Below are 11,105 nucleotides of genomic sequence, written 5' to 3'. Positions count from 1 at the left end.
TGACCCCGAAAGATTTTGCTTGGTTAACTTGGCGAGTTGGTGGGGTGCTCAAGACGTATGGGGCGGGTCATTTGCCTCCCCTTGCTTATAGCGGCGAAGGAGGTACGTGGAAGCCAAGCCAAATGGCCAGATGGTAAGAAGCGTCGCCACCACACCCCAAAGGCATCGTAATCAGCTCTTGTATGGGGTCGCCCTTGCTTTCCGCAGAAGCCGGTCGCGCATTCATGGATTGGCGCATCGGGAAAACGGACCACCCCGTAAAAGAATACAGCCATCGCGACGGCGATGATCACATAAGCCAGCAACCGGGCCAGTTTTTGGAACAAGGCGCTCATGGCGCAAACATGCGCTCCGAGTCGGCTGTTTTCCAGCCCGTCCGGCCGCCACAATCAAACTGCCCCACCAGCCAAGCACGCCCAAGAATTCCGATCCAGCGATCGAGACCGATGGTTAATCCGCTAGCCCGACAAGCGAGAGGCCCAAACAAAAAGCCCCGGGCCAAGGCCCGGGGCTTTCGATGCTGCTTGAGTTAAGCGAGCGATCAGTAGCGCGCGACGACCGGGCCGCCGAACTTGTAGTTCAGGCGGACGGTGACGAGATCGGCGTCCTGCTTGACGTCGTCGTTGCGGCTGTTGATGCCGCCCGGGGTGACCAGAGTGTAGTTCTGGGTGCCCATGAACAGATGGTCGTATTCGACCGCAGCCGACCAGTTCGGAGCGAAGGCGTATTCGAGACCGACACCGACGGTGCCGCCCCAGCGGGTGTCGGAGGCGCTGTCAACCAGCGTGCCGGCAGCGATACCCTGGTAACGGTTGTCGGTCACCGCAGCACCGCCCTTCACGTAGAGCAAGGTGGTGTTCCAGGCGTATCCGATCTGACCGGTGAACAGGCCGAACGCATCCATCTTGGTGCGGTTGTTGAGCAGGAAGAGCGCGCTGGTATTCGAGCCGCTGAAGTCAGCCCAGTTGCCCTGAGCTTCGAGGCCGAACACCCAGTTGCCGCTCTGCCAGCGGTAGCCGACCTGGCCACCGACCGTGCCGCCCGTCGCGTCGTGGCTGCCTTCGCCCGCGGGTGCGAACGGAACGCCGCCAACAGCAGTGTTGGTCCAGCTGTTGTGGCTCGAGCCCCAACCGCCGTTGACACCGATGTAGAACCCGCTCCAGTCATAGACCGTGGCGATCATCGCCGGCGCCTTGGTGTAAGGCCGAGCCGCGAGATCAGCCGCGAACGCCGGCGCAGTCGCGCTGAGCGCGATCAGGCTGGCAGTGAGAAGCAAAACCTTTTTCATTTTCCCGTTCCAACTTTTTCTACTGGCCCCCAAGGCCTCGAGGCATGCTCATAGCAGTCTTCATCCGAATTGCTGTAACTTCACTGCAACAGGCAGGGCCAAACGACTTCATTCAAATTGTAAGTTAATGTTGTGTTACAGGCACTTCTTGCACTTTCGCCACATCGCTGCCGCACATAATTCACAATTCAAATCTGCTTGCGCGATTGCGCGTACGATGGTGTTGACGGGAACCCGCTTGTTCGATTTGGATTATCTCAGGTCGAGTCTTCGCAGCCAAGGAATGCAACATGCGGACGATAATTCTTGCTGCGGCGTCTGTGGTGGCGCTCACAACATTTTGCGCGGTTCCCGCACAAGCGGTCGGCGTGCGCTACCCCTTCTGCATGCAAGGCAACCGGTATCCTGGTCTCAGCAACTGCGCCTATGAGACATATCAGCAGTGCCAGGCCTCGGCCTCCGGGATCGGTCAGGATTGCATCGCCAATCCCTACTATGTCGGCGACAACGACCGCCGCTCCTATCTCAACACTCCGCGCCAGCGCGATGATGGCGGCCTCCTCGGGTTGTTCATCCGCTGATCGCCGATCCCGCAATCGTGGCACGCGAACGTGATTGGACGCAGGCCCGCGCGGCGACGCCTGCTTCCGTGCAAATTCGGCGTGCGACGGTTTCGGACGCCCGATCGGCCGGGAAATCTCTGATGCGAAAATTGATTCTGGCAGTATTGGCGCTGGTGACTCTCGCAAGCGCGCCAGCGAACGCCCAGAAATACGATTCGACCTCCCCGGTCTGCAAGCACAACTATCGCTGGGGCGGCGAGGATACAGACTGCGGCTACACATCGATCGCGCAGTGCCAGGCATCGGCAGCCGGCATGGGGGCGATGTGCCTCAACAATCCCTATTACGCCGGGCCCTCGCCCGATCGACCGAGGGAACCAGCCAGACGGGGCCGCCGCCCGGCCTATTGAGACCAGAGCTTCGGCTCTGATTGAATCAGAGCCGAAGGTCTGGATTCTTGTTCTGACGCGTTTTCTTCACGCGAACCGGTGGTCCACTTCGCTCGAAAACGCTCTAATCCAGCTCGACGATCTGTCCGTTCGCGAGCGACACCCGGCGATCCATCCGCGCAGCGAGATCCATATTGTGGGTTGCGATCAGCATCGCGACCCGCGTCGCCTTGACGAGCTGCATCAGCGCGCCGAAGACGTGGTCGGCCGTCGCCGGATCGAGATTGCCGGTCGGCTCGTCCGCCAACAGCGCCCGCGGCGCGTTGGCGACCGCGCGCGCGATCGCGACGCGCTGCTGCTCGCCGCCCGACAGCTCGGCCGGCCGGTGCTTGATGCGGTCTCCGAGCCCAAGATAGCCCAATATCTCGGTCGACCGCTTGACGGTCTCGGAGCGTTTGAGCCCACGAATCATCTGCGGCAGCATGACGTTTTCGAGCGCGGAGAATTCCGGCAGCAGCCGGTGTGACTGGTAGACGAAGCCGATGTCGGAACGGCGGATCTGGGTGCGATCGATGTCGGACATTTGCGACGTCGGCGTGCCCGCAACATAGACCTCGCCGTCATCGGGGCTCTCCAACAATCCAGCGATATGCAGCAGCGTCGACTTGCCGGACCCGGATGGCCCCACCAGCGCCACCGACTGCCCGGGCCACAGTGCGAGCTTGGCACCGTTCAGGATCGTCAGCGTCGTTTCGCCCTGCCGGTACTCCCGCTTGACGTCGTGAAGATAGATGACCGGTACATCTTCCGCCCCCTCGGCCATGCCCGCCCTCACTCGTACCTGAGCGCGTCGACCGGATCGAGGCGCGCGGCGCGCCACGACGGATAGAGCGTCGCCAGGAAGGACAGCGTCAGCGCCATGATCACCACCGCAAGCGTTTCGCCGAAATCGATCTCGGCCGGCAGCTTGGAGAGGAAATAGAGCTCAGGCGAGAAGAGCTCGGTGTTGGTGAGCCAGGACAGGAACTGCCTGATCGATTCGATGTTCAGGCAGATCAGCATCCCGACGACGAAGCCGGTCAGCGTGCCGACGACACCGATCGCGGCACCGGTGATCAGGAAGATGCGCATGATCGAGCCCTGCGAGGCGCCCATGGTGCGCAGGATCGCGATGTCCTGGCCCTTGTCCTTCACCAGCATGATCAGGCCGGAGACGATGTTGAGCGCAGCAACCAGCACGATCATGGTCAGGATCAGGAACATCACGTTGCGCTCGACCTGCAGCGCGTTGAAGAACGTCGAATTGCGCTGTCGCCAGTCGACCAGGAACACCGGCCGTCCCGCGGCTTCGGTGACCAATTTGCGATAGGTGTCGATCTTGTCGGGGTTGGTCGTGAACACCTCGATCGAGGACACGTCGTTGTTGCGGTTGAAATAGGCCTGCGCTTCGGTCAGCGGCATGAACACGAAGGTCGAATCGTATTCCGACATACCGATCTCGAACACTGCCGTGATCTTGTAGGGCTTGATGCGCGGCGTGGTGCCCATCGGTGTCACGGCGCCCTTGGGCGAGACCAGCGTGATGCTGTCACCGGCGTGCAGCGACAGCTGATCGGCGAGCCGGCGGCCGATCGCAACGCCCTGGCCCTCGTCAAAACCCTCGAGCGTGCCCTGCTTGATGTTCTTGGCGATCGAGGTGAGGTTGTTGAGATCGTCGGCGCGGATGCCGCGGATGAAGACGCCGGCGGCGTTGAACGGTGAGGAGCCGAGCCCCTGCCCGTCCACGACAGGCGCGGCCAGGCGGATGCCCTGGACCTGGCTGATGCGGTCGGCCACGTCCTTCCAGTCGGTCAGCGGCGATTCCAGCGGCTGCACCAGAAGATGCCCGTTGAGGCCGAGGATCTTGTCCAGCAGCTCCTTGCGGAAGCCGTTCATGACCGCCATCACGACGATCAGCGTCGCAACGCCGAGCATGATGCCGAGGAACGAAAAGCCGGCGATGACTGAGATGAACCCTTCCTTGCGACGTGCACGCAGATAGCGTCCGGACAGCAGCCATTCGAATGGCGCAAAAGGCGGGGTACGGACTGGCTCGCTCATGGTCTCATCCATCTATCGATAATCCCATGATTCGGGCCAATTGTGGCCGGATTACCCCGCAGATAGGCGCGTGGTGAATAAACTTCAACTCGCCAGCTTTGCGACCAATTCGGCCGGGGTCATGTTCTCGCGCGAGCCATCGCTGCGACGCTTCACTTCGACCTTGCCTTCGGCGAGACCCTTGGGCCCAACGATGATCTGCCAGGGAATTCCGATCAGGTCGGCGGCGGCGAACTTCGCACCGGCGCGCTGATCGGTGTCGTCATAGAGCACATCGACGCCCTTCGCGATCAGGTCGCGATACAGTGTCTCGCAAGCGGCATCGACCGCGGCGTCGCCTTGCTTGAGGTTGAGGATCGCAGCGCGGAACGGCGCGACCGCCTCGGGCCATTTGATGCCGGCATCGTCATGGCAGGCCTCGATGATCGCACCGACCAGACGCGAGACGCCGACGCCGTAGGAGCCGCCATGGATCGGCACATCGACGCCGTCGGGGCCGGCCACCATCGCCTTCATGGTGTCGGAATATTTGGTGCCGAAATAGAAGATCTGGCCGACCTCGATGCCGCGGGTGTTGACCCGCTTGTCCGCTGGGACTTCGCTCTCGAACCGCGCGGCGTCATGCACGTCCTCGGTCGCGGCGTAGACCGAGGTCCACTGCTTGATGATCGGCGTGAGATCGCCGTCATAGTCGACGTCGTCGGGCGGGATCGGCAGATCGAGCACGTCCTTGTTGCAGAACACGCCGGACTCGCCGGTCTCGGCGAGCACGATGAATTCGTGGCTGAGGTCGCCGCCAATCGGGCCGGTCTCGGCCCGCATCGGAATAGCCTTCAGGCCCATCCGCGCGAAGGTGCGCAGGTAAGCGACGAACATCCTGTTGTAGGAGCGCCGCGCCGCTGTTTCGTCGAGGTCGAACGAATAGGCGTCCTTCATCAGGAATTCGCGGCCGCGCATCACGCCGAAGCGCGGACGCTGCTCGTCGCGGAATTTCCACTGGATATGGTAGAGGTTGAGCGGCAGGCTCTTGTAGGACTTGACGTAGGAGCGGAAGATCTCCGTGATCATCTCCTCGTTGGTCGGCCCATACAGCAGCTCGCGTTTGTGGCGATCGATGATGCGCAGCATCTCCGGGCCATAAGCATCGTAGCGGCCGCTTTCGCGCCAGAGATCGGCGAGTTGCAGCGTCGGCATCAAGAGCTCGAGCGCGCCGGCGCGGTCCTGTTCCTCACGTACGATCTGCTCGATCTTCTTCAGCACCCGGAAGCCGAGCGGCAGCCAGGCATAGATGCCGGCCGCCTCCTGCCGCATCATGCCGGCGCGCAGCATCAGGCGATGCGAGACGATCTCCGCCTCTTTCGGATTCTCTTTCAGGATGGGCAGGAAAAACCGCGACAATCGCATGGGGTTACTCGGGAATCAGGGATGCGCCGGAAGAGCAGCAGTGAAACCGGATTGGGTGCGAAAACACAAGGCCGACAATTGCGACAAACCCGTCAAATCAGGCGATTTTCGGCCATTTCAGCGCCTTGCGCCCCACCTAGGCAGCCGGTCACGCAGACCCTGCCCCTACCTGACCTCGACATCGTCTTCCAGCGTCACTTTCTTGAAATCGGTCACCAGGGCATCGATCTGCATGTGCCAGCGGCCCGGGAATGGCAACGGGACCATGTTCACGTGCCAATAGCCGTCGGGTCCGAGCGCGGCGCTGCGTTCGATCGGTTCGATGCCCTTGTCGGGCAGGCTCAGCGTCAGCGTCGCCTCCTTGGCAGCAAACGGGCTGGCATCGCCGTTCATCAACTGCAGCACGAAATCGTTTTGGCCGACCCTGCCCGGCGCGATCAGCACCTGGAACATCGCGGCATCGGTGTGGATGTGGACGGCGAGCGGAACATCGGCCGACATCGCGAGCGCGCGCGGTGGCGGCGTGAAGCGCCAGCCGGCGACCAGGGTAAAGATCGCGACGGCAAGCACGCATTCCGCCAGCACCGATCGCAGCAAAGGTTTTGCGTTGCCGACGTCGCGCGCGACCGCCGGCGTGAACACGAACCGGTTCAGCGCCGCCAGCGCGAGCAACAACAGCACCAGGCCGAGCTTGAGCGCGAGGATGTTGCCGTATCTTGTGTCGATCAGCGCGCCAAAACTCTCGAGCTGAATGATGGCGAGGGCGAGGCCCGACAGCGCGATCAACGCCACGACGGGCACGGCGATGGTTGAAAAGCTCTTGAGCGTCCGCGGAAGCCTATCGTTTCGCCGCCACGCCATCGCCGCGAGTGGCGCGAGCGCACCGATCCAGTAAGCGAGGCCGACCCCATGGATGAAGACCGCCGGCCGCGTCAGCCATTGCGGCGATGCCGTCACGGCATGTCCGCTCGCGGCCAGCGCCAGGCCGACACCGACCATCGCGACACCGCTCAGTATCCGAGCCACTCCGACGGACGAGATTCGCCAGCCGATCGCTGCCATCAGCATCGCAGCAATCGCAATCAGCATCGCAGGACCAAGGCTGGTGGCAAGCGCGCTGACCCACGGCGCATGCGTCGCAAGCCCCGACAGCGGCAGGCTGAGTAAGTCGATGCCCTGCAGGCCGAGCGAGGCGATCGCGCTGACGAGCCCGACGCCGAGCGATCCCAGGATCACTCTTCCGCCCGCAGGCCCCCGCTCGATCCACGCCGCGAAGAACGCGCCGCCGACACCGATAAATAACCCGAGATAGACGCCGATCCGCGCCAGCCAGATCAGCGGAGTGACCACACCGCCGCCCGAGGGCACCGCCGAGCCGGTCACGACGCCGATCGACAACAACAGCGAGCCGGCGACGGGATGGCCATCCTGCGACACCACGCGATAGCTGATGACCTGCGTCCCCTCAGGCAGATCCCCGGGCAGCGTCACCTCGACGGATTGATCGACGGCGCGGATCGCGACGTCGCGCGGCTTGCCTGTAGCGTCGAGCAGGCTGACCGCGGTCGGCGCCACCGCCTCGTTGAAGCGGAGCACCACCATTTTCGGCGCCTGCGCCAGCACGCTGCCATCGGCCGGCTCGGCACCAACAAGGACGGCATGGGCATGGGCCGCGGTCGCAAGACAGAGCGCGACGAGCAGCGCGGCAATGCTTGCGATCAACCGCATGCGTCAGGACTTCGGCAGCAGCTTGACGCCGGGTGCCGGCGTTTTGTTACCACGGTCGTGGCCGCCACCCTGCCCCTCGGCCGGAATGTCGATCCAGCGGCTGACGCCCTGCTCGCATTCCTGGACGACGGGGAAGTACAGTGTGGTGTTCGGCTTCAGCGTGTCGGTGAGGAACGTCTGCATCACAAACTCATCGTAGTTCTTGTCCGCGAGCTTGCCGCCACTCCACGTCACCTCCGTCACACCTTCGGCAATCCTGGCACCGTGATTGTCATATTCAGTGGCGTACTTGCCCGTCACCGTGTCGACGTTCCAGCCGACCTTCGGCATCGGCTTCACCCCGATCACGCCTTCCGGAATCTGAACGCGGATCTTGATCGTCGCGGAGCCTGCGCAGCCATGCGGCACGGCAAACACGGCCTTGTAGGACGAACCGACCGTCGCCTGTTTTCCTTCGAGCGTGATATGCGCCATCGCCGGTGACATGGCGAGCGCCATGCCGGCGGCGACGAAAAATGTATGCGTTTTCATGGTCACCCTCACATCTTCTTCATGTCCATGTGGCCGGAATGGTCATCGCCGCCCGGCGCCTGCGCGCCGACACCCTGCACATCCAGCGACACCGTGACCTTGCCGGCCTTCTCGAATTCAAGCGTGACCGGCACCTTGTCACCCTGCTTCAGCTGCGCCTTCAGGTCGAACATCATCAGATGATAGCCGCCGGGCGCGAGCTTCACCGTCTTGCCGGGCTCGATGGTCAGGCCCTTGTCGAGCGGACGCATCTTCATCACGCCATTGTCCATCGCCATCTCGTGGACCTCGATCTTGCCGGCGACGTTGCCGGAGCCGCCGACCAGCCGGTCCGGCGTCGAGCCCTTGTTCTCGATCGTGAGGTAGCCGCCTCCGATCTTCGCGCCGTTCGGCGTGGCGCGCGTCCAGGTCTGCGAGATCACGAGATCGCCAGCCTTGACGTCCTCTGCGGACGCCGGCGCGACCATGACGAGGGCGAAGATCGCGGCAAGTCCAGCCAGTGTTCTTTTCATGATTGAAGCTCCTTTTGTTGTTGCCGACAGCTCGCCAGCTCAGAACGTGTATTTCCCGGCCAGAACGAAAGTCCGGCCCGGGAACGGGTGGAACAGGAAGTACTGCTCGTTGAAGATGTTATCGATGCCGAAATCGAACGCGAAATTCTGCGTCGCGTTGTAGTGGATCTTCATGTCCACGACGAAGTAGTTGTCGAATGCGCCGTAGACATGGGAGATGATATCGGTGTTGTCGAGTGTCGAGTACTGCTTGCCGCTGTAACGCGCCGCGACGGTATACGCCCAGCTTTCGTTTGGCCGATAGGTGACTCCGACCTTGGCGCGCCAGTCCGGAACATAGGGTACGCGCTTGCCGGTCGCGGTGGTCGGCAGCAGTGTCAGCGGATCCTTTCCCGACCAAGTCGGGTCCGACAGTATTCGAGAGTCGACGTATGTCACGCTGCCAAACAATTGAAGGCCACTAATCAGGATGTTGTCCTTTTCGGCCGACAATTCGACACCCTGCATGCGGATGGCACCCACGTTGCTGATGGTCGTTGCCGTGGTCTGCATCCCGGTCTTGGGATCGGTCACAGTGTTGGTCTGGGAAATGATCGCGTTGTTGGTGTGCTCCTTGAACAGGGTCAGCCTGACACGGCCGTCACTCCACTTGCGCTCGATGTTCAGCTCTCCCGTGAAATCCTGCTCGGGCGTGAGGAACGGGTTGGCAAATGTCGAGACGCCGTTGACCGTTATGTTCTGATACAGCTCGGTGACGGTCGGATAACGATAGGCTTCGCCGAAATTGGCCGTGACGTTCCAGTCCTTGTTGGGATCGAACGAGAGCGATGCCTTGGGAGAGAAATTGGTCGAGTTCAACCCCGGCTGAATTTGAGGAGTCGCGGTCACCATGGGTATCGGCGTGCCTGTGGTGCCTCCCGACGTGACGTTGGTAACAAGATTGAATCCGTCCAGCGCCTGCCAGGATTCAAACCGCCCGCCCAGCGTCAGCTTCAGGCTCGGCGTAATTTTCCAGGCGTCCTGCACCCACAGCGCGCCGGTGCGGGTTTCGCCAACGCCGGTCGAGTAGAGTTGTCCGGTACCGGTTGATGACGTCGCATACCAGACCGATGACGCATACACCGGATTTTCCAGGCGGTAGCGGTCGCCATGGACACCGAAGCTGATTTCCTGCGAACCATCGATGCCGAATGGACGCCAGATGCCCTTGGCATCGGCGTTCTGCCAGTTGGTGCCGTCCATACGCGTGATCTTGCCATTCTGGGAATAGCCGACGCCGCTTGAGGTAACGGTATACGGGTTGAGCAGCGTGTCCTGCAGGTAATTATAGGTCGATGCTGAGAGATCGAAATCGAACGAGCCCTTGGTATCGCTTTTCAGTGACGCCGCATTGCTCAGATGGGTCTGATCCCAGACGTACTTGTTGCTCGCAAACCCGCTTTGGCCGCCGAATGTCGGCTGACCATTCGGCGTAGAGGTCAGATAGGTCTGCGGGTCGGACGTCTGGTGATTGTTCCAGATCCCCATCGAATACGTCGCCTGCACCAGCGGCGAGACATCGTAGGCGAACCTCAGATTTGCGGAGTCCTGCACCGAATGAGCCAACGCACCGGTGCCGATGACGTTCGCGACACCTCCGGTCTTGTTCTGCGCTGCAATCGTCCCTGTCGTGTTTGCAGGGCCAACGCCAAGAACCGTACCAAACGTCGTATAGGTCAGTGGCTGCTGGTAGCTATCGAGATGGTTCGCAGTAACGAGCCATGACAGCGGGCCTTTGCGGTCGCCAGCCGCCGCGCTGGTCTGGCTGGTCACATAGGTGTCCTTGGTGCCGTATTGATTCCACGGCATCACCGAGACCGTCTCCTTGGCCACGGCGAACGGCTTGTCGGGCATTTTCGACGTGATCAGCAGCACGCCGCCGATCGAGTTGCCGGGATAGGCGGCGGCGAACGGGCCGTTGAGGAAATCGATCCGGCCGATCGCCTCCGGCGAGATCAGGTTCCATTTCGGCGAGGCGCCCGAGTTGTTGTTGCCGATCAAGGCCGAGATCAGCAGATCGTCGTAATAGATCAGCGTACGTGCGCTCGAATTGAGGCCCCAGCTCCGCGTCGCCAGCACCGCCTGATTGTCGCCGTCGTTGCGCTTGCGCACGAACAGGCTCGGCATGTACTTCACCGCGTCCTCGGGGTCCTTGAGGTTGATGGTCTCGTCGATCTGCTTCGACGTGACGCTGAACGACCGCTGCGGCAGTTGGAACCGCGCCACCGCGGGCGGCGTCCCCAGCGAGGCATTGGCGCCGGCGCCGTCGGTTTCGACGACCACGACCGGGCGCTTCTGCTCGGCCGCGGCAACGGGGGTCGTCTGCTGCCGGCTGGCGGCAGTCCGATTGGCAGGTTTGCGCGCGGCCGGCTTCGGCTGATGCGGTGATTCGACGGTGACGGGTGGCAGCACCTTTTGCTCACCACTCTGCGCGTAGGCGATCTCGGCAGGCGCGAGCAGCGCCGCCTGGATGGCAACTACGCTCACGCCACCGAGGGCATGATAGCGAAACATGGAAATGTCCTGACGCCGGCTCTGCGACCGGCAGGCT

Annotated in this window: 10 protein-coding genes; 2 read left to right on the top strand and 8 right to left on the bottom strand. The window is 62.2% G+C overall.

The genetic code is table 11. From position 1 onward, the window contains the following. Positions 1-541 precede the first annotated feature (541 nt). Entirely contained in the window at positions 542-1,288 is a 747-nt protein-coding gene (locus UP10_RS17645) for an outer membrane protein (protein WP_044588592.1), read from the bottom strand. Positions 1,289-1,578: 290 nt separating this feature from the next. Here UP10_RS17645 and UP10_RS17640 point away from each other — a divergent pair, with 290 nt between their 5' ends. After that, entirely contained in the window at positions 1,579-1,869 is a 291-nt protein-coding gene (locus tag UP10_RS17640) for a DUF3551 domain-containing protein (RefSeq protein WP_044588591.1), read from the top strand. A gap of 122 nt (positions 1,870-1,991) precedes the next feature. Continuing rightward, on the top strand, positions 1,992-2,261 hold the full coding sequence (locus UP10_RS17635) for a DUF3551 domain-containing protein (RefSeq protein ID WP_044588590.1): 270 nt from the start codon (positions 1,992-1,994) through the stop codon (positions 2,259-2,261). A gap of 103 nt (positions 2,262-2,364) precedes the next feature. On the opposite strand, the gene UP10_RS17630 is transcribed toward UP10_RS17635, so the two are convergent. The 7 genes from UP10_RS17630 to UP10_RS17600 form a co-directional block, all read right to left on the bottom strand. Continuing rightward, positions 2,365-3,063, bottom strand: a complete 699-nt coding sequence (locus UP10_RS17630; RefSeq protein WP_044542378.1) for an ABC transporter ATP-binding protein — start codon at positions 3,061-3,063, stop codon at positions 2,365-2,367. 8 nt (positions 3,064-3,071) lie between these two features. Beyond that, positions 3,072-4,352, bottom strand: coding sequence for a lipoprotein-releasing ABC transporter permease subunit (locus UP10_RS17625; protein WP_044542379.1), 1,281 nt, complete (start codon positions 4,350-4,352; stop codon positions 3,072-3,074). A 72-nt stretch (positions 4,353-4,424) separates the two neighbouring features. After that, positions 4,425-5,744, bottom strand: a complete 1,320-nt coding sequence (gene proS / locus UP10_RS17620) for a proline--tRNA ligase (RefSeq protein WP_044588589.1) — start codon at positions 5,742-5,744, stop codon at positions 4,425-4,427. Between the two features lie 165 nt (positions 5,745-5,909). Continuing rightward, positions 5,910-7,472, bottom strand: a complete 1,563-nt coding sequence (locus tag UP10_RS17615) for a copper resistance CopC/CopD family protein (RefSeq protein WP_044588588.1) — start codon at positions 7,470-7,472, stop codon at positions 5,910-5,912. A 3-nt stretch (positions 7,473-7,475) separates the two neighbouring features. Next, positions 7,476-8,003 carry a YcnI family copper-binding membrane protein gene (locus UP10_RS17610; RefSeq protein ID WP_197086843.1) on the bottom strand — a complete coding sequence of 176 codons (528 nt, stop codon included), beginning with the start codon at positions 8,001-8,003 and terminating at the stop codon, positions 7,476-7,478. A gap of 8 nt (positions 8,004-8,011) precedes the next feature. Then, complete coding sequence (locus tag UP10_RS17605; RefSeq protein WP_044588586.1) at positions 8,012-8,515, bottom strand: copper chaperone PCu(A)C; 504 nt, start codon at positions 8,513-8,515, stop codon at positions 8,012-8,014. Between the two features lie 39 nt (positions 8,516-8,554). Next, positions 8,555-11,068, bottom strand: coding sequence for a TonB-dependent receptor (locus UP10_RS17600; protein WP_044588585.1), 2,514 nt, complete (start codon positions 11,066-11,068; stop codon positions 8,555-8,557). Positions 11,069-11,105 lie beyond the last annotated feature (37 nt).

This window comes from Bradyrhizobium sp. LTSPM299 (assembly GCF_000938235.1).
In the GTDB taxonomy this organism is placed as follows: Bacteria; Pseudomonadota; Alphaproteobacteria; order Rhizobiales; family Xanthobacteraceae; genus Bradyrhizobium.
Note: the sequence above shows the minus strand (reverse complement) of the source record. Positions and strands in the feature narration are given on the sequence as shown.